Origin of the sequence: Actinomyces ruminicola (genome assembly GCF_900103885.1) — a bacterium.
In the GTDB taxonomy this organism is placed as follows: domain Bacteria; phylum Actinomycetota; class Actinomycetes; order Actinomycetales; family Actinomycetaceae; genus Actinomyces; species Actinomyces ruminicola.
In genome coordinates this window covers 35,473-57,233 of sequence record NZ_FNIM01000005.1, presented here as the reverse complement: position 1 = coordinate 57,233, position 21,761 = coordinate 35,473, and the positions used below count along the sequence as shown (strand labels likewise).

Annotated in this window: 17 protein-coding genes; 13 read left to right on the top strand and 4 right to left on the bottom strand. The window is 72.4% G+C overall.

The window, feature by feature from the left end; all coding sequences use genetic code 11:
• The first annotated feature begins 17 nt into the window (after window positions 1–17).
• A complete protein-coding gene (locus BLR49_RS05935; protein ID WP_245690501.1) occupies window positions 18–1,940 on the top strand; it encodes a DAK2 domain-containing protein in 1,923 nt (640 codons plus the stop codon).
• A 9-nt stretch (window positions 1,941–1,949) separates the two neighbouring features.
• Window positions 1,950–4,253, top strand: coding sequence for an ATP-dependent DNA helicase RecG (locus BLR49_RS05930; RefSeq protein WP_092534939.1), 2,304 nt, complete (start codon window positions 1,950–1,952; stop codon window positions 4,251–4,253).
• Between the two features lie 65 nt (window positions 4,254–4,318).
• Here the strand turns inward: BLR49_RS05930 and rsmD are convergent, their stop codons facing one another.
• Entirely contained in the window at window positions 4,319–4,918 is a 600-nt protein-coding gene (rsmD, locus tag BLR49_RS05925) for a 16S rRNA (guanine(966)-N(2))-methyltransferase RsmD (protein ID WP_092534936.1), read from the bottom strand.
• Between the two features lie 374 nt (window positions 4,919–5,292).
• Here rsmD and BLR49_RS05920 point away from each other — a divergent pair, with 374 nt between their 5' ends.
• The 11 genes from BLR49_RS05920 to BLR49_RS05870 all read left to right on the top strand — a co-directional run bounded on the left by BLR49_RS05920 (window position 5,293) and on the right by BLR49_RS05870 (window position 16,011).
• Window positions 5,293–8,745, top strand: coding sequence for a glycoside hydrolase family 2 TIM barrel-domain containing protein (locus BLR49_RS05920; RefSeq protein WP_092534933.1), 3,453 nt, complete (start codon window positions 5,293–5,295; stop codon window positions 8,743–8,745).
• Window positions 8,746–8,824: 79 nt separating this feature from the next.
• Window positions 8,825–9,394: a pantetheine-phosphate adenylyltransferase gene (coaD, locus tag BLR49_RS05915; RefSeq protein WP_092534930.1), complete on the top strand. Its 570-nt coding sequence runs from the start codon at window positions 8,825–8,827 to the stop codon at window positions 9,392–9,394.
• The gene (locus BLR49_RS05910; protein ID WP_092534927.1) at window positions 9,391–9,981 is read left to right on the top strand and encodes an ATP synthase subunit B family protein; all 591 of its coding nucleotides are present in this window, start codon (window positions 9,391–9,393) and stop codon (window positions 9,979–9,981) included. Before coaD ends, BLR49_RS05910 begins: the two co-directional genes overlap by 4 nt.
• Before the next feature lie 102 nt (window positions 9,982–10,083).
• A complete protein-coding gene (locus BLR49_RS05905; protein ID WP_092534924.1) occupies window positions 10,084–10,695 on the top strand; it encodes a YceD family protein in 612 nt (203 codons plus the stop codon).
• Window positions 10,695–11,555 carry a ribonuclease III gene (gene rnc, locus BLR49_RS05900; protein ID WP_092534920.1) on the top strand — a complete coding sequence of 287 codons (861 nt, stop codon included), beginning with the start codon at window positions 10,695–10,697 and terminating at the stop codon, window positions 11,553–11,555. The genes BLR49_RS05905 and rnc overlap by 1 nt, the downstream gene beginning before the upstream one ends.
• 14 nt (window positions 11,556–11,569) lie before the next feature.
• Window positions 11,570–12,613 carry a bifunctional DNA-formamidopyrimidine glycosylase/DNA-(apurinic or apyrimidinic site) lyase gene (gene mutM / locus BLR49_RS05895; protein ID WP_092534917.1) on the top strand — a complete coding sequence of 348 codons (1,044 nt, stop codon included), beginning with the start codon at window positions 11,570–11,572 and terminating at the stop codon, window positions 12,611–12,613.
• Between the two features lie 56 nt (window positions 12,614–12,669).
• A complete protein-coding gene (locus tag BLR49_RS05890; RefSeq protein WP_092534915.1) occupies window positions 12,670–13,323 on the top strand; it encodes a response regulator in 654 nt (217 codons plus the stop codon).
• 140 nt (window positions 13,324–13,463) lie between these two features.
• A complete protein-coding gene (locus tag BLR49_RS05885) occupies window positions 13,464–14,672 on the top strand; it encodes a hypothetical protein (protein WP_092534912.1) in 1,209 nt (402 codons plus the stop codon).
• Window positions 14,669–15,073, top strand: coding sequence for a hypothetical protein (locus BLR49_RS05880; RefSeq protein WP_092534909.1), 405 nt, complete (start codon window positions 14,669–14,671; stop codon window positions 15,071–15,073). The genes BLR49_RS05885 and BLR49_RS05880 overlap by 4 nt, the downstream gene beginning before the upstream one ends.
• Before the next feature lie 12 nt (window positions 15,074–15,085).
• Window positions 15,086–15,376: a WXG100 family type VII secretion target gene (locus tag BLR49_RS05875; protein WP_092534906.1), complete on the top strand. Its 291-nt coding sequence runs from the start codon at window positions 15,086–15,088 to the stop codon at window positions 15,374–15,376.
• A gap of 80 nt (window positions 15,377–15,456) precedes the next feature.
• Entirely contained in the window at window positions 15,457–16,011 is a 555-nt protein-coding gene (locus tag BLR49_RS05870; RefSeq protein ID WP_143013717.1) for a hypothetical protein, read from the top strand.
• Here the strand turns inward: BLR49_RS05870 and BLR49_RS05865 are convergent.
• Genes BLR49_RS05865 through cydD form a run of 3 tightly spaced genes read right to left on the bottom strand, consistent with a single transcriptional unit; the run spans window position 15,971 to window position 21,475 of the window.
• Window positions 15,971–17,836 (bottom strand): GAF domain-containing sensor histidine kinase, encoded by a 1,866-nt coding sequence (locus BLR49_RS05865; RefSeq protein ID WP_245690499.1) that lies wholly within the window; start codon window positions 17,834–17,836, stop codon window positions 15,971–15,973. The genes BLR49_RS05870 and BLR49_RS05865 overlap by 41 nt on opposite strands.
• Window positions 17,829–19,685, bottom strand: a complete 1,857-nt coding sequence (gene cydC / locus BLR49_RS05860; protein ID WP_092534900.1) for a thiol reductant ABC exporter subunit CydC — start codon at window positions 19,683–19,685, stop codon at window positions 17,829–17,831. Before cydC ends, BLR49_RS05865 begins: the two co-directional genes overlap by 8 nt.
• Entirely contained in the window at window positions 19,682–21,475 is a 1,794-nt protein-coding gene (cydD, locus tag BLR49_RS05855; protein ID WP_218121314.1) for a thiol reductant ABC exporter subunit CydD, read from the bottom strand. Before cydD ends, cydC begins: the two co-directional genes overlap by 4 nt.
• Window positions 21,476–21,761 lie beyond the last annotated feature (286 nt).

Sequence of the window (21,761 nt, the reverse complement as noted above, 5' to 3'; positions counted from 1 at the left end):
CACTGGGAAGGAGAGGCGTGGCAGACCTTATAGGCACGCCCGCGGACGCGAGCACACCGGCACCGGCCATAACCGCGCCGCTGCTGCGGGCCTGGCTGGACGCCGCCCGGACGGTGGCGGAGTCCACCCGGGACCTGGTCGACTCCCTCAACGTCTTCCCCGTGCCCGACGCCGACACCGGAACCAACGTCCTGCTCACCGTCCGCTCCGCCTGCGACGCCCTCGCGCTCCTTCCCCCCGGCGGCGACCTCGCCCAGGCCGCCCGCGCCGCCGCCGACGGCGCCGTCCGCGGCGCCCGCGGCAACTCCGGCCTGCTGATCTCCCAGGTGCTCGCCGCCCTCGCAGATGTGTGCGCCCAGGCTCCCGACCCCGCCGCGCTGCGCCCCGTCGAACTCGTCCACGCCTACGAGCGCATCGCCGTCACCACCTGGAGCGCCGTGTCCCGGCCCGTGACCGGCACGCTGCTGACCGTCGCCCAGGACGCCGCCGCAAGCGCCCGCAGCGCCCTGGAGGAGTCGACCGCCGCCGCCCCGGCGAGCATCTCCGCGGTCGCCGCCTCCGCCGCCTTCGGCGCCCAGGAGAGTGTGGTGGAGACCGCGGGCCTCGGACATGGCGCCGTTGACGCCGGCGGCGCGGCCCTCATGCTCATGTACACCTGCTTGTCGGACACCATTGACGCCGGCGCCGCCGCGTCCCCGGCGTCGGCGACGGCGTCCCAGGCGGGGCGGATCGCCCCCGCGGGCCCGGTCGGCGGGGCCGCACCTTTAGTTGACACCCCTCCGCTCCCGCGATTCCCGTACACCCGGGTGGCCCGGCAGATGCTGGACGACCTCGTCGCCGGCGCCACCCACGGGGGCGTCGCCCGCGACGGCGAGGCGCCCTTCTCCACCGGAGAGTTCGAGGTCATGTACCTCCTGGAGGCCACCGCGTCCCAGGCCGCCGAGCTGCGCCGCCACCTGGAGACCATCGGCGACTCCGTGGGCGTGGTCGGTACCCCCGACGCGCTCGGCGTGGGCATGTTCCAGGTCCACGTCCACACCGACACCCCCCGCGCCGCCCTGCCCCGCCGCGGCCGCGCCCGGCAGGTCTGCGTGCACCACCTGCACCCGACGGCGCTCGCCGTCGCCCCCGCCTGGGAGGCCGACGAGCCGCCCCTGCCCACTTCCGGCCTCGACGACGGTCGCGTCGTCTCCTTCGAGCGGCTAGCCGCCCGCCGCCCCCGGAGCGGCCCGCAGCCCACCCCCGGGGCGGCCGGGGGTGGAGCGGATGCCGAGCCTTTCAGCATGCGGCGCGTAGGCGTCATCGCCTGCACCCGCGCCCCCGGCCTCATCGAGCAGTTCGCCCGCACCGGCGCCGTGGTGGTACTGAACCCCGAACGCGACGGTATTGTCCGCGCCGCCGGCGACATCGGCGCCGCCCAGGCCATCGTCCTGCCGTGCGATCCGCAGGCCGCCGCCAGCGCCCACGAGGCGGCTCGCTTCCTGGCCGCCCGCTCCGCCGTCTCCTCCGTGCGCGGCGCCGGGGACGGCGAGGCCGCCCGCACCGTCCCCGACGGCGTGCGCCTGCTCGTATGCGACACCGACGACGAGGCGCGGGTCCTGGCGGCCGCCGTCGCCGTAGCCGGACAGACCGAGCGCGCCGAACTGGGGGAGCTGGCCACTCGCGCCGGGAGCGTCGCCGCAGCGGTGCGCACCACCGCCCTGGCCGGGACGGACGCCGAGGCCGACGCCGTCGCCGCCGCGCTCACCGCAGCGCTACGCCCCGACGACGAACTGGTCACCGTGATTCTCGGCCGAGACGCCCTGCCCGACGTCGGCGCCATGGCGGCCGCGGCCGTCGCCCGCTACACCGAGCGGCGAGGCTTCTTCTCCGACGGCATCGAGGTCGTCATCCACGCGGGCGCGCAGGTGACCCCCGATGTACTGATCGCCATCGGGTGAGCGCCGCTCATGACACCCGCAGCTACCGAGCGCTCAGGACGGCGCGGTGCCGTCCCCCTGCTCGAGCGTCCGCTCAACCGGATCCTGGGCAAGGCCACCGCCGCCCAGCTGGCCAAGCAGGGAGTGACCACGCCCCGCGCCCTGCTGCGCCTGTTCCCGCGTCGCTACGACACCTGGGGGGATCTGACCGACCTGCGCACCCTCGGTAACGGTGAGCAGGCCACCATCCAGGCGCAGGTCGTGCGCGCCGCCGCCCGCCGCACCCGCTCCGGGAAGCCGCCCGCCCTACTGGAGGCCACCGTCACCGATGGGGCCTCCACCATGGACGTGGTCATGTTCGGCAATGTCGGCCTGGTCAAGCATCAGGCCGAGCAGCTGGCTCCCGGCGCCACCGTGCTGCTGCAGGGCAAGGTCGGGCTGCACCACGGTCGCAGGCAGCTTGCCAGCCCACGCTTTCAGGTGCTCGACGAGCTCGACGAGGCCGAGCGCGAGGCACTCCTGGCCCGCCCCATGCCCATCTACCCGGCCACCGAGTCCATGCCCTCCTGGATGGTGGCCCGAGCCGTGCGCACCGTCCTGGACCAGATCACCCCGGACGACGTTCCCGAGCCACTGCCGCAGTCGGTGCGCTCCGCCGACCGGCTTGTCGACGCCTACACCGCCTACAAATGGGTGCACACCCCCGAGGAGGCCTCCCAGTGGCGCGCGGCCCGCCGCCGCCTGCGCCACGAGGAGGCATTCGTGCTGCAGACGGCACTCGTGCAGCGGCGCGTCCAGCACGCCGCCGAGCACACCGCCGTCGCCTGGCCGGTTCCCGGGGCGGACTCTCTTTTGGCCGACCTGGACGCCGCCCTGCCGTACACCCTCACCGCCGGGCAGGCGCGGGTGGGCAACCGGCTTGCCGAGGCCCTGAACTCCACCGTCCCCATGCAGATGCTGCTTCAGGGCGACGTCGGATCCGGCAAGACCCTGGTCGCGCTGCGCGCCATGCTGCAGGTGGTCGGCGCTGGCGGGCAGGCCGCCCTGCTGGCCCCCACAGAGATCCTGGCCGTTCAGCACCGGGCCTCCCTGGAGGCCCTGCTGGGGCCGCTCGGGCGTGCGGGCATGCTCGACGGCGCACCGCGCGCCACCCGCGTCCGCCTGCTGACCGGCTCCACTTCGACCGCCGAGCGCCGCCAGCTACTGGCCGAACTGGCCGGCGGGGAGCCGACCATCGTGGTCGGCACCCACGCCTTGCTCTCCCAGACCGTGCAGATCCCCTTCCTGGGGCTAATCGTCGTCGACGAGCAGCACCGCTTCGGCGTGGCCCAACGCGACGCCCTGCGCGAGCGCGGCGGTGTCACCGATCCCGCAACCGGTTCCCAGCGCACCCCGCATCTGCTGGTCATGACCGCAACGCCCATACCGCGCACGATCGCCATGACCGTCTTCGGGGACCTGGACACCGCAGTGCTGGATGAGCTGCCCGCCGGCCGTACCACCGTCACCACCCGCCTGGTCCCCTGGGAGCGGGAGCCCTGGGTGGCGCGCATATGGAAACGTGCCGCCGAGGAGGTCGCCTCCGGGGGGCGGGTGTACGTGGTGTGTCCGCGCATCGACGCCGACGACACCGAGGCGGACCAGGAGACGCCGGACCCGCCCGTGAGCGTGCTCCTGGATGAGACCGGAGACCTCCCGGAGGACGCGCTCCCGGCGCGGCCGCTCGCCGCCGTCGTCGACTGGGCTCAGCGCCTGGCCGCCGAGCCCGCGCTCGCGGGCGTAGGCATCGGCACCCTGACCGGTCGGATGAGCGCCTCCGAGAAGGACGCCGCCATGGCGGACTTCATCTCCGGGCGCACCCCGGTGCTGGTGTGCACCACCGTGGTGGAGGTGGGCGTGGACGTGCCGACGGCCTCCATGATGGTCATCCTCGACGCCGACCGCTTCGGCCTGTCCCAGCTGCACCAGCTGCGCGGGCGGGTGGGGCGCGGTGAGCGCGAATCCGTGTGCGTGGCAGTGACCGGGGTGGAAGTCGGCAGCCCTGCATACCACCGGCTCAAGGCCTTCGGGGACATCAGCGACGGCTTCAAGCTGGCGGAGGCCGATCTGGAGTTGCGCAGCGAGGGCAATGTGCTCGGAGCGGCCCAGTCGGGCAGGCGCAGCGACCTGGACCTGCTGCGCGTGGCCCGAGACGGTGCGCTCATCGCCCGGGCGCGAGAGCAGGCGGAGGCGGTCGTCGCCGCCGACCCGATGCTGGCCGAGCATCGGGATCTGGCCGCCGCCATCGCCGACCGGCTGGACGAGGAGGCCGGCGCCTACCTGGAGCGGTCCTGACGCGCCGGGCGCGCACCGGTGCGGGGCCAGCGGGCCGGATCGGTCCGGCCCCGGCTCAAGAGGGTTCAGCGTGCGGCGGGCTCTTCACCGGACGTGGCGCCGTCGTCGTCGGGCTCGGCGAACCAGAGTGTGGTCTCCCCGTACTTGCGTGTGGAGAAGCGGCGTAGGCCCACGGGCCAGGACGGCTCGGGGGAGCGCGAGGAGCGCTCGACCACCACGACCGCGCCCGCCGCCAGCCACGGGTCCTGACGGCGGGGGAGTGGTGCCAGCATCGCCGCCAGGGTGGTCTCGTCGACGTCGTAGGGCGGGTCGAGCAGGACCAGGTCGACCGGCGCGCCCGCCGCCCCGGAGAGGAAGGCCTCCACCTTGGCGGTCACGCTGCGCACCCCGCGCAGGCCGAGGGCGCGGATATTGGCATCGCACACGCGGGTGGCTCGGCGGGAGGCGTCCACTAGGGTCACATCGGTGGCTCCGCGGCTGGCCGCCTCCAGGCCGAGCGCGCCGGAGCCGGCGCACAGGTCCAGCACGCGCGCGTCGCCCACGACGCCGTAGTGCTCGAGGCGGCCGAACAGCGCCTCGCGCACCCGCTCGGAGGTGGGGCGCGTGCCGCCCGCGGGCACATCGATGCGGCGGCCGCCGACGCTCCCGGCCACAATCCTGGTCATGGGGTGAGCCTAAAGGATCGGGCTGCCGCGGGCCGAGCGCCGCTTGCCCCGGGAGAATGTCCGAATCCGGCATAAACGGGTCGCTCACGACGAACGGCGTCATAACAATCGTTGGAATCATGCGGTCGCGTATTCGAGTCGGTTTCCCGATTCCGTCGTTTGTGCCGATTTGGGACACTTTTCCCGCCGAGTACGCACGCAGCTCGCCGCTGTCATAGCGGCCGCCCTCGGCGCGTGACTGCGGCCGCCGACGGCGCCAGAGGCGAGGGGGTGGGGCCGGTGGCGGCGACTAGGTCCAGTGCCACTAGGCTTAAGCCTGATATGCGAAAACCGGGGGCACCGCAGGCGCTCCGCCGGGACCGGGAGGAAGACACATGCCGCGCACCGTCATCGGACCTGCCGACGCCGATCAAGACATGCAGCCCGAGACCGGGGCGGGGCGCCACGCCACGCCCTGGCTCCTCCCCACCGTGCCCGGGACCGGCCGTGGCCGCCATCTGCCGCCGCGCGCCTGGGTCGCCCCCGAAAACACCGACGCCCCGGCCCTGAGCCTGAACGGCACCTGGGCCTTCCGCCTGTACGCGCAGGCACACCCCGAGGGCCTGGACGAGCACGGCGAGCCCATCGCCCCCGACTTCGACACCGCCGACGCCGCCCTGGGCTCCTGGGGTGAGATCGACCTGCCCGCCCACTGGGTGCTCACCGGTGAGGGTGAGCGCGGCCTGCCCTGGTACACCAATGTCCAGTACCCCATCCCGGTGGACCCGCCCCACGTGCCCGACGAGAACCCCACCGCCGACCACGTGCGCACCTTCGCCCTCCCCGCCGACTGGCCCCTGGGAGACTCCAGAGCCCTCCAGGTGCTGCGCCTGGACGGGGTGGAGTCCTTCGCGTCCGTGTGGGTGAACGGCGCCTGGGTGGGCGCCACCCAGGGCTCGCGCCTGCCCTCCGAGCTGGACGTCACCGGGCTGCTGCGCCCGGGGGAGAACACCGTGGCCGTGCGGGTATCCCAGTGGTCGCCGGGAACGTACGTGGAGGACCAGGACCAGTGGTGGCTGCCCGGCATCTTCCGCGACATCACCCTGCTGCACCGGCCCGCCGGGAGGATCGACGACGTCTTCGCCCGCACCGACTACGACCCCGCCACCGGTGTCGGCACCCTTGAGGTCGATGTGGACGCCCCGCCCACCGCCTTCCCGTTGCGGGTCCGGGTGCCCGAGTTGGGCCTGGCGGCCGAGCTGCCCGCCCCCGGCACTGCCCGCCTGGCCGCGCCCGCGGTTGAGCCTTGGAGCGCGGAGGTGCCGCGCTTGTACGACCTGGTGGTCACCGCCCGGGAGGAGACCATGCGCCTGCGCATCGGCTTCCGCCGCCTGGAGGTCGTAGACGGACAGGTGCGTGTCAATGGCGCCCGCCTGATCATCGCCGGCGTGAACCGGCACGAGGTCAACGCCCACTGCGGCCGCGTCTTCAACGAGGACTGGGCCCGCGCCGACCTGGCGGCCATGAAGGCCCACAACGTCAACGCCATCCGCACCTCCCACTACCCGCCCCACCCGCGCCTGCTCGACCTGGCCGATGAGATCGGCCTGTGGGTCATGGACGAGTGCGACCTGGAGACCCACGGCTTCGAGGCCCATGGCTGGCGGGGCAACCCCGCCGACGACCCCGCCTGGCGCGACGCCCTGGTGGACCGCGCCCGCCGGATGGTCGAGCGCGACAAGAACCACCCCGCGATCCTGCTGTGGTCGCTGGGCAACGAGTCCGGCACCGGCCGCAACCTGGCCGCCATGAGCCAGTGGATCAAAGGCCGCGACCCCGGCCGCCTGATCCACTACGAGTCCGACTTCGCCGGCGCCTACACCGACGTCCACTCGCGCATGTATCCGACTCTGGAGGAGATCGAGGCCGTCGTCGGGCGCGGGCAGGAGACCGTCAGCGGTGCACTCGCCGACGTCGGCGCACCCGCCAGCACGCCGGTGGCCGTGCCCGGGCACGCCGCCGCCCGCCTCACCCCGGCTCAGAACGCCCATGTGCGCTCCCTGCCGTTCATCATGTGCGAGTACCTGCACGCCATGGGCACCGGCCCCGGCGGCATCGAGGGCTACACCGCGCAGGTCGAGCCCAATCCCCGCCACCTGGGCGGATTCGTGTGGGAGTGGCGCGACCACGCCCTGGTCGATCCCCGTCCCGCAGCCGGAGGGGCTCTGCGCTACGGCGGCGACTTCGGTGAAACCGTGCACGACGGCAACTTCGTGTGCGACGGGCTCGTCTCCGCAGACACCACGCCCAGCGCCGGCACCACCGCCTGGGCCAATGCGGTCGCCCCCGTCACGGCCGCCTGGGTCGGCGACGCGGGCCGACCTGGTGGGAGCGACGGCGCAGTCCGGGTGCGCAACCGCTTCCACACGCGCACCACCGCCGGGCTCGTGCTCGCCTGGCAGGTGGTTCTGGAACCCTCCGTCGCCGACGGCCCCGCTCCGGTAGGGGCCGACGCCGCCGCGCCCACGGAGCTCCCCGCCTTCGGTGCGGTCACCACCGGTGAGCGTCCGCTGCCGGAACTCGCTGCGGGGGAGGAGACGCTGCTCGAAGCGCCGGAGCTGGCCACCGCCGTGGCCCGTGCCCGCACCGCCGGCCGCGGCGCCCATGTGCTCACCGCCGTCCTGGATCCCGTGATCACCGGGATGGATGACGTCGGCCCCCGCCAGGTAGACCCGGACGACGGCGCCCCTTTGCTGGCCCAGGTGGCCTGCAACGACGCCGCCGGGCGCCGCGTCATGTCCACCCGGGAGGCGGCGGTTCCGGCTTCATCGGCTGAGCCCGCTCCGGCCGGGTCCGCCCACCCCGGCGTGCCCATGCCGACGAGCGCGCCCGGAGGAGACCGCGCCGAGGACGCGAGCGCGGCGGACCAGGGGGCACCTGCCGGTGGCAGCGCCCCGGTCCGGCTGCGCGGCGGCATCCGGTTGGGTCCCGCCCGGCTGGACGGGCGTGGTCGGCTCGTGGAACTGGGCGGACTCGACGTTGTCGGCCCGCTGACCACCGTCTGGCGCGCCCCCACCGACAACGACGAGGGGCACGGCCCGCTCGACTACTGGCATGTGCCCCCGAGTCGCGCCAACCGGGGCGCCGGTTCGGGCGCCCCGGGTCCCTCGGCGGCCGATCGCTGGCGCGAGGCCCGCCTGCACCTGCTGTGCGAACGGTACTTGTCCGCCATCATCGAGGGCGACGCCGTCGTTGTGCGCACCCGCTGCGGCGCGCCGGAGATGAGCTGGGCCCTGGAGACCGTCACCAGGCTCACCGCCGAGTCCGGCGGGCTGCGGCTGCGCACCGAGATCATCCCCACCGGGGAGTTGCCCGTGGTGCTGCCCCGCCTGGGGGTGCGCCTGGGGCTGCCGACGGGGCTGACCCGAGCCACCTGGGCCGGGGTGGGGCCGGCTCCGGCCTACGCTGACCTCGCCGGGGCCTCCCGCCACGGCGTCTTCACCGGTGAGGTGGCCGAGCTGTGGCAGCAGCCGGTCCGCCCCCAGGAGGGCGGCACCCGTCCGGCCCTGCGTCGTCTGCAACTGGCCGGCGACGCCTCCGGGCGCGTAACCGTCGACATCCCGGCCACCGCGCCGGTCGCCTTCTCGCTGAGCCCGTGGAGCCTGGAGAACCTCACCTCCGCCGCGCATGTGGAGGAGCTGCGCCCCGACGCCCACCTGTGGCTGCACCTGGACGCCCTTCACCACGGCATAGGTTCGCGCTCCTGCGGCCCCGACGTGCGCCCGGAGGCCGCCGCCGCGCCCCGTCCGGTGGTGATTGAGGCCTGGCTGGGAGTGGATGCAGACTGACGCTGCCAGGCACAGGCTCGCACGCGCCGGCTCCGGCGCGCGTCCCCGCCCGCCGGAGCCGGTCCGCTAGCCTCGCAGCGTGACGCTTGCCGTATACCCCGGAACCTTCGACCCGATCACCCTCGGCCACGTCGACGTCGTCCGCCGTGCAGGCTCCGTGTTCGACCGTGTGATCCTCGGAATCGCCCGCAACGCCACTAAGGACGGCTCCCGTCTGTTCAGCATTGAGGAGCGGGTGGCGCTGGCTCGTGCCGCTCTGGCCGACCTGCCCGACGTGGAGGTTGCCGTGATCCCCGGTCTGCTTGCCGACTTCTGCGCGCGGCGGGGTGCCGATGCCATCGTCAAGGGGCTGCGCAACGGCACCGACTTCGACGCCGAAATCCCCATGGCCCTGCTCAACCGCGAGCTCGGCGCCCCCGAGACCTTCTTCCTAGCCGCGGCCCCCACCCACGCGCACGTCTCCTCCTCCCTGGTCAAGGATGTCGCCCGCCATGGCGGGGACGTATCCGGGCTCGTGCCCCCCGGCGTCGCCGTCGCCCTGGCCCGTGCCCTGGGAGCTCCGGGCTCAGGCGCAACGGGCGGTCCGCCGTCCGACGACCTCCGCCATGCCAATCCCGAATCCCCGCAGAACCGAAGGACGAACCCGTGACCACCCGCGCCGACGCCGGAGACGACCTGCTACGCATCCTCGACGAGCTTGACGAACTCGTCTCCACCGCCCGCACGCTGCCCATGAGCTCTTCCGCAATCGTGAGCCGCCAGGACGTGCTCGAACTGATCGACCGCGCCCGTCAGGCCGTTCCCACCGCCGTGCACCGGGCCGAGGAGATCGTCGCCGACGCCGACGCGGTCCTCGCCCAGGGGCGTGAGGAGTCCCGGCGGATCGTGGCCCATGCCCAGGAGGAGGCCGAGCGCCTGGTTGCCGGGGAGAACATTGTGCGCATGGCCAACGACCGCGCCGACGCCATCATCTCCACCGCCGAGGAGCGTGCCGAGCGGCTGCGCCACGGCGCCGACGACTACTCCGACCGCTCCCTGGCCGCCCTGCAGGCCGAGATCGACAAGCTCGCCGAGCAGGTACGGGCCGGCCGCGATGCGCTGGCCGCCCGTCTGGGGACGGGAGCCGACGACGCGGCGCCCGACGCCGAGCGGGAGCGTCAGGAGGCGGCCCGGCACTTCGCCGGCTGGTCCGTGGATCCGGCCGCCACCCGCAATTGGACCAAGGGCGGCCGGTAGGCTGTTGGGTCCGCTCGCGGGTAGATTCGCCTGCGCAGCGCCGTCCGGGGCGCGTGTCCCGCGCTGCGGTCGCGCAGCCTCACACAATCCAGGAGGAACACCATGGCCAGCACGGCCGGACTCGTCGTCGACATCGTCGACCTGCCGCAGCAGGTCGGTGCGCTCAAGCACGTTCATCTGGAGGCCGCGGCCCCTGCCGACCTGGGCGCCGAGATGATCGGCGCCCAGGAGGGCAGTCCGCTCGTCGTGGACGCCGAGCTGACCAGCTTGGACAACGGCGTGCTGGTGCGCGGTACCGCCGACGTCCACTTGAGCGGCCAGTGCGTGCGCTGCCTGCGCGACATCGCGGAAGACATGACCGTCTCCTTCGACGAGCTCTACTTCACCCCCGAGGCTGCCCGCGCCCAGGCCGCCGAGGGCGATGAGGAGGCCGACGAGTTGTACATCGTCGGCGAGGCCTCCCTGGACCTGGAGCTCGCCCTGCGCGACGCCCTCGTGCTCGCCCTGCCGTTCCAGCCGCTTTGCAGCAAGGACTGCGCGGGGCTGTGCCCGCAGTGCGGCCAGCGCCTGGACGACCTGCCCGCCGACCATCACCACGAGCAGCTGGACCCGCGCTGGTCCGCGCTCGCCGCCCTGCTGCCCGAAGGCGCGGATGCCGCTGACGCGGGTGCCGCCGCAGACACGGCCGCAGCCGAGGACGAGGAGCACCGCTGATGTCCTCGCGTCGCAAGACCAAGCGCAACACTCCGCCGGCGCGCGAGGACGTGGACACGCTCGTCTTCCGCTGGGGCGAGCGCATCGACGCCGACCTGCTCGACCTGGCCCTGACCCACCGCTCCTGGGCGCACGAGCACGGCGGCCTGCCCACCAACGAGCGCCTGGAGTTCCTGGGCGACTCGGTGCTCGGCATCATCGTCACCGAGAACCTGTACAACGCCCACCCGGACCTTCCCGAGGGGCAGCTGGCCAAGATGCGGGCCGCGACCGTATCAGAACCGGCGCTGGCCGCCGTCGCCCGGGACCTGGGCCTGGGCGAGTTCATCAAACTCGGTCGGGGCGAGGCCCTCTCCGGCGGCCGGGACAAGGACTCCATTCTCTCCGACACCGTCGAGGCCCTCATCGGTGCCACCTATCTGACCACCGGGCTTGAGCCGGTGCGCGTCGTCGTCGAGCGCCTGGTGTCACGTTTCCTCGACGACGCCTCGATGCGCGGAGCGAGCCTGGACTGGAAGACCAGTCTGCAGGAGCTCACCGCCATCCACGGCTTGAGCAACCCCGACTACGAGGTCACCTCGACGGGGCCGGACCACCGGCGCGTGTTCACCGCCCGGGCGCTCGTCGACGGCCGGGTGTGCGGGGAGGGCACCGGCACCTCCAAGAAGATCGCCGAGCACGCCGCCGCGGAGTCCGCCTACGCCACCATCCTGGCCGCCCGCGGCGACGGGGGACTGAGCCTTCCCGGCGTCAACGAGGCCCTGCGCGCCGACCTGGGTGCGGCTCCCGCCCCCAATGCCCCGGCGGGCACCGCTGCCGTGGTCGGCCCGGTGACTTCGGACAAATCCCCTTCCGACTGAGTCGGCCCGAGCTCATGCCGGAACTGCCCGAGGTTGAAACCGTCCGCGCCGGTCTTGCCCGTCACCTGACCGGGCGGGCGGTGGAGCGCGTGGAGATCCTTGACCCTAGGCCGCTGCGGCGCCAGCGGGGCGGGCCGGATGCGTTCGTGCGCCGGCTGACCGGCCGCACCTTCACCGCCGCCGTGCGCCGGGGCAAGTTCTTGTGGCTGCCGCTCGACGACGGGGACGCCCTGGTCGCGCATCTGGGCATGAGCGGGCAGCTGCTCGTGCACGGCACCGCCACCGGCCGCAACTCATCCGCCGCAGCGGGTGCTGACGCCCAGGATGCGCGTGCCTTCCTCGGCGACCCCGGGGCGCCGCGGGTGGACCTGACCGCCACGCGCGCCCCGCAGCCGGCGGGCGATCCCGACGCCCACCCACGCCACCTGCGCGTGCGCCTGCACCTGCGGCCCATTGCCGGTGACGCCCCCGGCGGCGCCGCCCTCGACCTGGTCGACCAGCGCATGTTCGGCGGCCTGCGCATCACCGCCATGGTGCCCACCGCCGATGGCGCGCCCGGCGGCGCCGGCAGCCCCGCCCCACTGATCCCCGTTGACGTGACCCACATCGCCCGCGACCTGCTCGACCCGCACCTGGACCGCCCCGCCGCCGTCGCCAAGATGCGCCGCTCCAACCGGGCCGTCAAGACCCTGCTCATGGACCAGGGCATCGTCTCCGGCGTCGGCAACATCTATGCCGACGAGGGACTGTGGGCCGCCCGCGTGCACGGCCTGCGTCCGGGCAAGGCACTGGGCCCGCGGGTGACGGCGCGACTGCTGGACGCCACCGGCGAGGTCATGGAACGGGCACTGGCCGCGGGCGGCACCAGCTTCGACGCCCTGTACGTGGATGCCGACGGCGCCGCCGGCTTCTTCGCCCGCTCGCTGGCCGTGTACGGGCGGGCCGGGCAGGAATGCCGACGCTGCGGCACGCTTCTGCGGGCCGAGACGATCGGGGGCCGCAGTCACGTGTTCTGCCCCCGCTGCCAGACTCGTCCGCGCCTGCCGCGCGAACGATGACGAGTGCACAGCGGTCATGTGTGACGTAGGTCCCCGCTGCTGCTAGTCTCCGGTCTATGCAGAGTGCTTCCGCGCCCGAAACGGTCCGCGTCATGATCGTGGACGACCACGAGATCGTCCGCCGCGGCATTGCCGAGATTATCGAACGCGCCGACGGGCTCGACGTCGTCGCCGAGGCCGGCTCCAAGGCGGAGGCCATCCGTCGCGCCGAGCTTATGCGCCCCGACGTGGTGCTGGTGGATCTGCAGCTGCCCGACGGCACCGGCATCGAGCTCATGCAGGCGCTGCGCGAGTCCGTGCCCGAGGCCCTGCCGATCGTGCTGACCTCCTTCGACGACGACGAGGCGCTGGCCGAGTCCCTCGACGCCGGTGCGCGGGCCTACCTGCTGAAGACCGTCCACGGCGCCGAGATCAGCGACGTGGTGCGGGCGGTGGCCTCCGGGCGGGTGCTGCTCGACGAGCGCACGGTGACGCGCCGCCGAGCCGATCATGACGACCCCACCGCCGACCTGACCAACGCCGAGCGCAAGGTGCTCGAGCTCATCGGCGACGGCCTGTCCAACCGGGAGATCGGGGAGCGCCTCGGGGTGGCGGAGAAGACCGTCAAGAACCACATCACCTCGCTGCTGGCCAAGATGGGCCTGCAGCGGCGCACCCAGGTGGCTGCCTGGGTGGCCGGCCAACGCGCCTCCGGCTGGCGGCGTTCCTGAGAGGGGGCTGTCGCATCAAGGTTGCGGCCCGCGGCCTTGCGACATGAGTCTCTTTCCAGACTGTTGTCCTTCCCTAACGCTCCGGTGTCGGTTAGATTACGGGAGGTGCGGGCAAGACGTGTCTGAAGGGAGCCGCACTGATGCAGGTCGACTACGAGGATCTGTCCCTCGCGGGGGCCACGCTGTCCAGGCAGGGCACAGAGCACCTGTCCACCATGGAGCAGTTCATAGAGCGGTGGGCGCGGGTGGACTCCGCCGATTTGGGAATGCTCCTAAAGGCGCTCAAGCCGCTCAATGATGCGGTGGTGGAGCTGGGCAAGCTCACCGTGCGCCAGCTGGGCGAGGCCCACGAGTGGACGGGCAAGAAGCTAGACGCCACTCTGGACACCTACGTCGAGACCGACCGGCAGGTCTATGAAGAGGCCGCCCGCATCCTCCGGGAACGCGGCCACACCGTCCCTCCCTTCACGGACCCGAGAACATATCTTCCCGGGTTGGGCGCGGCGGCCCGGGCGGCAGGCCCCGGCTACGGTGGGGGAAAACCATCGGTCATTGAGCAGGTTTACGGTTCTGGTGAAGCCTTGCGAAGGTATGACGAGGACCAGTTCTATCGAGCCGAGAACCGTTACGCCCAGGCGAAGTCGGCCAACCGGGGGATTGAGGAGGCCCAGGACGCGAGTTCCTACCTTGTGCCGCCGGAGCCTCCTACCTCTGAGATTGACAACATGCGCTGGAGCGCTGGCGTCCTGCTCGGCTCTGTGGACTGGGTGTTTGAGCAGCTCTTCGGCTGGTCGCTGCTCAATGACCTCATCTATAAGCCGTTCGCCGGTGATTGGCGGGTCGTCGATGGCGCCTCGACCGCCTGGTCCTATGTGGACAAGGCGCTTGTTGCTATCGGCGAGAACGACTCTGCCGTGCTGCCCGCCCTCTCGGAGTGGACGGGGGATGGCTCCGAGGCATGCAACGCCTTTATCACCGCCCTCAGTGGAGCCACGACGGCGCTCAGCTACGCGGCAGGCTACGTGAGCGGGATCGTTGGCAAGGTGGCCACGGTGGCGAAGCTCGCTGCTTGGGCGGTAGGTGAAGCGCTGAAGACCATTAGCAACCTGCTGTGTAAGCTCGCTCTGAATGCCACCGTCCCGGTGGCCGGGTGGATCAAGGCAGGGGCTGATATTGCGCTGAGTCTCAACGAGATTCTCTCATGCGTACGAGCAATCAACCTCGTCCTAAATCTGATATACGAGGCGATAGCTGGGGTGGTGCAGGCCAAGGCCAAGATTGTTGAGGTCTCCTACACCGTAATCAACATTGGCGAGGCCGCTGTACGCGGGACGGGGGTGCGGGCATGAGTTATGGATTTGGTTCGGAGCCGCGGCACTGGCCCGGGCAGGCCGTTGACCTGGATGCGATCATCGGCAGGCTCCGTTCATTGGGAAGGGAACTGGAGCGCCAGCGGGAGACCGAACAGGAACGGTTCGACCAGCAGGAGGAGGAGCGTGCGCGGATGGCGCGCTCGGGCGAGTTGGGCGAGGACTGGCGCAGGATCCAGAGCCGGATTGATGCCGGCCAGACGACTATCATGGACGTCCTCTCCGGTGCCGACCGCTCCCCGGAGGCCCGCCATCTGCGCGAACAGGCGGAACGCAACATGCGATCCCTACGCTCCCAGTGGCGCGAGCAACAGCGCTCAGGGAGAACCGATACACCCCTTGACCAGATGGATGAGATCCGTGACAGCCAAGGAAGATAAGGAGTACGAGTAATGAGCGACCTGGTGGTGAAGGATGGTGTGCTGGACTGGCTGTCCCAGGATCTTTCCCGTGCGCAGGGGGAGTGGGAGTACTCCTGGAGCCAGCTCGATGGAGGCATGGGTGTGGCACAAGCCGAGTGGAGCGGCCAGGCTGCCAGTGCGGCGGACTCCACATATGGGTCGCTTTCCCGATCGGGGCAGGACCTGAGCTTGATGCTGATGGAGATCATCGCCGCCGTACGCTATGCCGATGATCTCTATGCGGCGGCGGAGCGGCAGGTTGCCAGTATGTGGTCGCTGTGAGGAGCCGCGGGAGTCATCGGTGGGCTCGCTGCCTGTGATACGGGGCGGCTACGCGGTCAACGGTTGGGGAGGAGTGGGCTGTGAGTTCGATCGGTACTAGGTATCCGGCTCGCCGGTTTGTTGTGGCACTGCCTGCTCGGGAGGCGGTGCGGGTGGTGGTTGATGTGCTGGGGCGGGAGGGCTTCTCCCTGGAGGCGTGGGATGCCGATCCCTTCCTGCGCGAGTACGGTCCCTGGACCGGGGCCGCGCTGCGGCGGGGGCATGCGGTCAAGCTCATTCTGCTTACCCCCGTCGTGTATATGGTTGCTCCACTGGCTCTGCTGGTCCCCTGGGTCCGGCGGAGTCTTGGCGTGGTGAAGATGGTGGCGATGGCACAAGATATCGGCCAGGGCAGGTCCGAGTTGCTGGTTGGAGCGTATGACATCGAAAGCGAGTGGATTAGTTCGGGGGCCGTGGCCGCTGCCAAGATGCTGATTGCGACAAGAGAGCGCATGGCGGATCTGGGCGTGCTGTTGGTGGCGGACCCGGAGCAAGTTGACAGGTATGAAGGTCTTCCTGACGACCACCCGTTCCAGATGCAGCAGTGGTGGCTTATCAGGAGGGCGGCGAAGAAGGCTGCCCGGTCGCGCCACTGAGCATGTAATCAGGCAGCCCGCTTCGGCTACCCCGATGGAGTGGCACCCGCCAGGTGAAGCAGGTACCCCGCCGCTCGCCGTCGGAGCGGGCGCGCGGGCCGATCACGAAGCTGCCGCCGTGGCGGCGGGCGCGCTCGGCCATGTTGGCCGTCCCCGAGCGGCGCGTAACTCTGGGGTCCACACCGACGCCGTCGTCCCGGCACACCACCTCCACCACCGGTGCGCCCTGGAAGGGCTCGGCGTCCCCGGAGGCGGCCCCGTCCTGGCCTGCCGGAGGCTGGGAGGCCAGCAGTCCCTCCACCTTCACGTCCACGGTCACCGAGGAGGCCCGGGCGTGCCGGGCCACATTCGAAAGCCCCTCCCGCACCACGGCCACGATGTCGTCGGCCACGTCCGGCTCCACCGCCGCGTCGATCAGCCCGATGAGCTCGTCCTCCCGGTCGCGGGCCGCCTGGGCCAGGCCGTGCCCGTCCACGGTGAGAATCAGGGAGGGCGCGAAGCCCAGCGAGGTGCGGGCCAGCGACGCCTCGCGCCGCAGCCGCTCCACCACGCTGACGTCCTCGTCCCGGTCCCGCAGGGAGCGCACGATCGAGCGGATCTGGCGCACCGAGTCGTCCACCGCCGCCAGGGAGGCATCCAGTGCCTGGCAGGCCACCGACATGTCGGTGCCGGAGGCGGCCCCCTGCTTGCGCAGCCGGTCCCGGGCAGCAGACAGCTGCATCCCGGTGGCGAACAGCTGCTGAATCGCCAGGTCGTGCAGGTCGCGGGCGATACGGGCACGCTCATCCAGGAGCGTGGCCATCTCCTCGGCGTGCTGGGCGTCGGCCAGCTCGAAGGCCATGGTGGCCTGCCCGGCCACCAGCTCAGCGATCTCCAGGTCCTGCTGGGTGAAGCGTTCCGCGCCCTGCTCGCGCAGCAGCAGCATCACGCCCACGCCGCGGCCCCGGTGGATCATGGGCGCGTACAGGGCCGGCCCGAACTGGGACAGCTCCTGCACCAGCAGGTCGGAGGCGCCCCAGGCGTCGGCCAGCGAGTCCTCAATCAACCCGGTGCGTCGTGCCAGCGTCTTCAGGGCGCGCCCCTCGGGAGGGAAGAAGGTGCCCACCAGCTCGTCGGCGTGCTCCCCATCCGCGATCTCGCAGATCCACGTATCGCCCACACTGGGCAGCACCAGGGCGGAGGTGTCCGCATGGGCGACCTCACGCACCCGGCGTGCGATCAATGTCAGCGCATCGTCCTCGTCGGCACCTGACAGCAGCAGCGTGGTCAACTCCTGCGACACGGCCATCCACTGCTCCCGGTCGCGGGCCTCCCGGTACAGGCGGGCGTTCTCCAGCGCGACCGCGGCGGCCTCCGCGAGCGTGAGCACCGCGGTGACGTCCGCGTCGGTGAAGCCGCCGTGCTTGTCGCACAGGTACAGGCGTCCGTAGACCTGCCCGCGCACCCGCAGCGGGGCGGACAGGATGGCGCCGCAGCGCTCACCGTCGTCGGGTGTGTTGCGGACGACAACCCCGGCCTCCTCCGGGCCGGCGCCGGGTGCTCCTACCACCATGGTCGCCAGCTCGTCGGCGGAGGCGGTGGCGGTGCCGGTGGTCAGGGAGGCGGCCGTGGCCGGATCGGCGGACCCGGGAGCGGCGATCGTTCCCCAGGCGGCACCGGTCAGGGCGCAGGCGGAGTCAACGAGCCGATTCAGAGCCTCCGGGACTTTCAGGGAACTCGTCAGCCGCAGGGCCGCCCGGAACAGGCGGACCGTGCTGCCCGTAGGCGCTTCGGTCGCGTGGTGGCGGGCGGCGGGGCTGCCGGGGTAGGACGGCGTGTCAGACATGGTTCTCCTGCTCCTGCTGAAGGGACCAGCGGTATTCGGGGTCGGCGGTGGCGAGGTGCGCATGGGTGCCGCGATGAGTCACGGTGGCGGGAGCCCCCGGATCCGCCTCCTTCGCACGCCCCAGGACGAGCACCTCGTCGGCCTCGGCCAGTGCGGACAGACGGTGGGTGACCAGTAGGACGCCGTGGACGTCGTGGACGCCGCGGGCAGCGGCCTCCGCGGCCGCCGGGCCGTCGGCGAGCACGGCCCGGTCGCCCGCGCGCAGCAGGTCACCCACCAGCTGATCGGCGGTGGCGGCGTCCAGATGCTCCCCGGGCTCGTCCAGCAGCATCAGCGGGGCCGGGGCGGCCAGGGCCCGGGCCAGCAGCAGACGGCGCCGCTCCCCGCCGGAGACGGCAGTCGCATCCGAGCCCAGACGCGTGTTGAGGCCTTCTGGCAGGTGGGCCAGCCAGCGCCCCAGCCCGGCCCGCTCCAGCAGCGTCACGGCCCGCTCGGGGCCGAGCGCGCCATCGGCTACGCGCAGGTTCTCCAGCACGGTGGTGTCGAAGACATGAGCATCCTCCGCGGTGAGGCTGACACGCCCGGCCGCCTCCGCCCGGTCCGCAGCCCACGGAGGGGCTCCGTCAAGAGTCAGCTCGCCGCCGCGCGGTTCCAGCAGTCCTGCGAGGGTCAGCAGCAGTGTGGTCTTGCCAATCCCAGAGGGGCCGACTACCGCCAGGCGTCGCCCCGGAGTCAGGTCAAGGTCGACTCCGTCGAGGAGGACCGGACCCCCCGGCCAGCCCACCGCCAGGCCCCGTGCCCGCAGGTGCGGGCCGGGGGAGGGGACGGCGGGCAGCGGGCGCGGGGTCGGGACTCGGGCGGCGGAGGCCTCGGCGTCCTCGATCAGGGTCACGATGCGCACGGCCGCCCCGGCGGAGGTGACCAGCTGGACGGAGGCCGGGCCCAGGGCCGCCGATGCCTCGAAGGCGCTCAGCGGCACCAGGACGATCACCGCCAGCCACACCGGCGCCAGCCGGCCGTCGGACACGGCCTGGGCGCCTACGAGCGTATTGCCGAGCACCGCCAGCCCCATCGCCACGGTGTCGACGACGGCGGCGAGCGCCGCCGGGCGCGCCGCCCGGTTCCGGGTGGAGTCAAGACGGGCCTCCAGCCGGGCCAGGCCGTCCATGACGCGCGGCATGCGGCCGGCCACGCGCAGCTCATCGGCACCGTCGAGGATGTTCATGACGGTGGCCGACAGGCCGGTGGCCTGCTCCTGGCGGGCCAGCTCGGCGGCGCGGGCGGCCCGGATCGTCACCAGCGGGCCGACCACCCCCGAAAGCAGCAGGCAGACCGCCAGGATCGCCCCGGCCGGGGCGTACACCAGTGCGATCCCCAGGCTGGTGGCCGCCCCCAGTACGGCGGCGACCGCGATCGGCAGCAGGGAGCGCACCACCAGGTCTCCGACGGCGTCCACGTCCGCGCCGACCCGGGCCAGTACCTCTCCGCGACGCAGGCCCGCGATCGTATCGGTGCGGGCGGCGGCCAGGATCTCGTACAGGCGGGTGCGCAGGGCGCTCATGCCGCGCAGCGCGGTGTCATGGGAGAGCAGCCGTTCGCAGTAGCGCAGCACGGAGCGGGAGATGCCCAGCAGGCGCACCGCCACCGGCGCCACCCCGAGGGCCACCACGTCCGGGCCCTGCGAAGCGCGGGCGATCAGCCACGCCGCCACCGCGGACAGGCCGACGGCGCTGGCCAGGCCCAGGGAGCCGACGACGACGGAGGCGGCGAAACGGGCGCCGTCCAGGTCCAGTAGGGCAACGGCGCGGCGCAGGGCGCGCCGCTCGGCGGGAGTCAGCACGGCGCTCATCGGCCGCCTCCGGAGAATACGAGACCCTCAACGGCCGGGTCCGGGGCGGATCCGTCCGGTGCCGCCCCGGGGATGGGGCGGGAGGAGACTGCGACGACGTCGTCGGCCAGGGCCACCAGCGCCGCCCGGTGGGCGATCACCACCACGGTGCGGCCTGCCGCGCGCAGGGCGGCGACGGCGCCCAGCACCTGCGCCTGGCTGGCGGCGTCGAGGTGCGCGGTGGGCTCATCCAGCAGGACCAGCGGCGCGTTGGTCGCCAGGGCCCGAGTCAGCGCCAGGCGCTGCCGCTGCCCGACTGACAGCCCCACGCCGCCCTGGCCCACGGGCGCGTACCACCCGCCCGGAAGCTCGGCGACCACGGCATCGAAACCGGTTGCTGCTGCCGCCGCGGCCAGAGCGGGCGGGACCGGCGCGGGGGAGGGAATCGCGGTGGGGGCGACAGCCGACGCGGCATGTGCGCTTGGTTCGGTCGGCCCGTCCGGCTCGTCGCCGAGCGCGTTGTCCAGGAGCGTGCCGGGAACGAGCACGGGCCGCTGGGGCACCCAGGCGATCTGCTTCCACCAGGAGGCCGGGTCGACGTCGGCCAGGTCCACCGCCCGTCCGTCGTCGGCGAGCACCAGCACCCGGCCCCGGTCGGGGGACAACAGGCCGAGCAGCAGCCCGGCGGCGGTGGTCTTGCCGACCCCGGAGGCGCCGGTGAGCGCCACCACCCGGCCGGGGCGGATCTCGGCGCTCAGGTCGGCCGGCGCCCAGGCGCCGCGGGCGGCCACCGACACCTCCTCCAGCTTGATCGCGGCGGTGCGCAGATCCGGGGCGGGCGTGGTGCCCGGCTGCGGCACGGGTTCCTCCAGCACCGCGAAGACCGCCTCGGCGGTGGCCACCCCGTTTGCGGAGGCGTGGAAGTGGAAGCCCACTTGCCGCAACGGCTGGTAGACCTCGGGAGCGATCATGATCACCAGCAGTCCCGTGGCCAGGTCTAGGCGTCCGTACAGCAGCCGGAAGCCGACCTCGACGGCGATGATCGCCACCGACAGGGTGGTGATGAACTCCAGCACCGCCCCGGACAGGAACGCCACCCGCAGCGTGGACATGGTGGTGGCGTTGTAGGCGCGGCCGAGCTCCCGTACCCGCCGGGCGGGTCCGGCCTGGCGCCCCAGCGCCTTGAGCGTGGGCAGGCCCGCCAGCAGGTCCAGCAGCTGGCTGCCCAGGCGCTCCATGCTGCGCAGGCGTGCCTCGGAGTGGGCCTGGGTGAGGCGGCCGATCAGGATCATGAACACCGGGATCAGCGGGATGGTGCAGACGACGGCGATAGCGGAGGGCAGGTCCTGGGTGAGCAGCACCAGGCCGGTGGCCGGCGTGACGGTGGCGGCAAGCAACAGCTGGGGCAGATAGCGGGTGAAGTAGGGTTCCAGGTCGTCCAGGCCGCGGGTGAGCAGGGTGGCGGTGTCGGCGCCGTGGACGGCGCGCCAGCGCGGTCCCAGGGCGGCGGCGCGGCCCAGCACCTGTCGGCGCAGGTCGAAGGTGACGTCCGCGGCGGCCCGGTGCGCGCGCGACTCCTGCACGTACAGCACCAGGGCGCGGGCGGTCACCACGGCGGCCAGCGCCGCCACCGGGCCCCGGACGGCCAGGGCGGTGGCGTTCCCGGTTATGACCGGAGAGATGGCGTGGGCGATCAGCCAGGCCTGCGCGATTACGAGCAGTGCGGTGAGCACGCCCGTGAGCGCCGTCGTGGCGATGTAGCGCCGGGCCGCGGCCGCGTAGCGCATGAGGCGGGGGTCCAACGGCTTCACGGCACCAGGATAGTGTCAGATTGGGACCGTAGTCCCGCCCTCGGCCGGCTTCCACCCGGCACCTCCACCCGTTCATCCGCCCCTTCCCGGCCCCGCTCGTGCCAGTTGGACCGCTTGTGTCCCCGTTGGACCTCCGTAGCCGCCGGTTACGGCGGTCCAACCGCGCGCAAGGGGTCCAACCAGATGCCGGGGCTGTCGGCTCAGCAACGGCCTGCGAGTCTGGGCGTGGCGCGGTGGCGGGCTTGGGCGCGAATCGCCGGGTGCTTCTACTACGCCGGTTAGGCGT

Coding starts and splice junctions, on each gene's coding strand:
- BLR49_RS05930 (WP_092534939.1), top strand. CDS start 1,950: ATGACACCCGCAGCTACCGAGCGCTCAGGACGGCGCGGTGCCGTCCCC.
- rsmD (WP_092534936.1), bottom strand. CDS start 4,918: ATGACCAGGATTGTGGCCGGGAGCGTCGGCGGCCGCCGCATCGATGTG.
- BLR49_RS05920 (WP_092534933.1), top strand. CDS start 5,293: ATGCCGCGCACCGTCATCGGACCTGCCGACGCCGATCAAGACATGCAG.
- BLR49_RS05905 (WP_092534924.1), top strand. CDS start 10,084: ATGGCCAGCACGGCCGGACTCGTCGTCGACATCGTCGACCTGCCGCAG.
- rnc (WP_092534920.1), top strand. CDS start 10,695: ATGTCCTCGCGTCGCAAGACCAAGCGCAACACTCCGCCGGCGCGCGAG.
- mutM (WP_092534917.1), top strand. CDS start 11,570: ATGCCGGAACTGCCCGAGGTTGAAACCGTCCGCGCCGGTCTTGCCCGT.
- BLR49_RS05890 (WP_092534915.1), top strand. CDS start 12,670: ATGCAGAGTGCTTCCGCGCCCGAAACGGTCCGCGTCATGATCGTGGAC.
- BLR49_RS05885 (WP_092534912.1), top strand. CDS start 13,464: ATGCAGGTCGACTACGAGGATCTGTCCCTCGCGGGGGCCACGCTGTCC.
- BLR49_RS05880 (WP_092534909.1), top strand. CDS start 14,669: ATGAGTTATGGATTTGGTTCGGAGCCGCGGCACTGGCCCGGGCAGGCC.
- BLR49_RS05875 (WP_092534906.1), top strand. CDS start 15,086: ATGAGCGACCTGGTGGTGAAGGATGGTGTGCTGGACTGGCTGTCCCAG.
- BLR49_RS05865 (WP_245690499.1), bottom strand. CDS start 17,836: ATGTCTGACACGCCGTCCTACCCCGGCAGCCCCGCCGCCCGCCACCAC.
- cydC (WP_092534900.1), bottom strand. CDS start 19,685: ATGAGCGCCGTGCTGACTCCCGCCGAGCGGCGCGCCCTGCGCCGCGCC.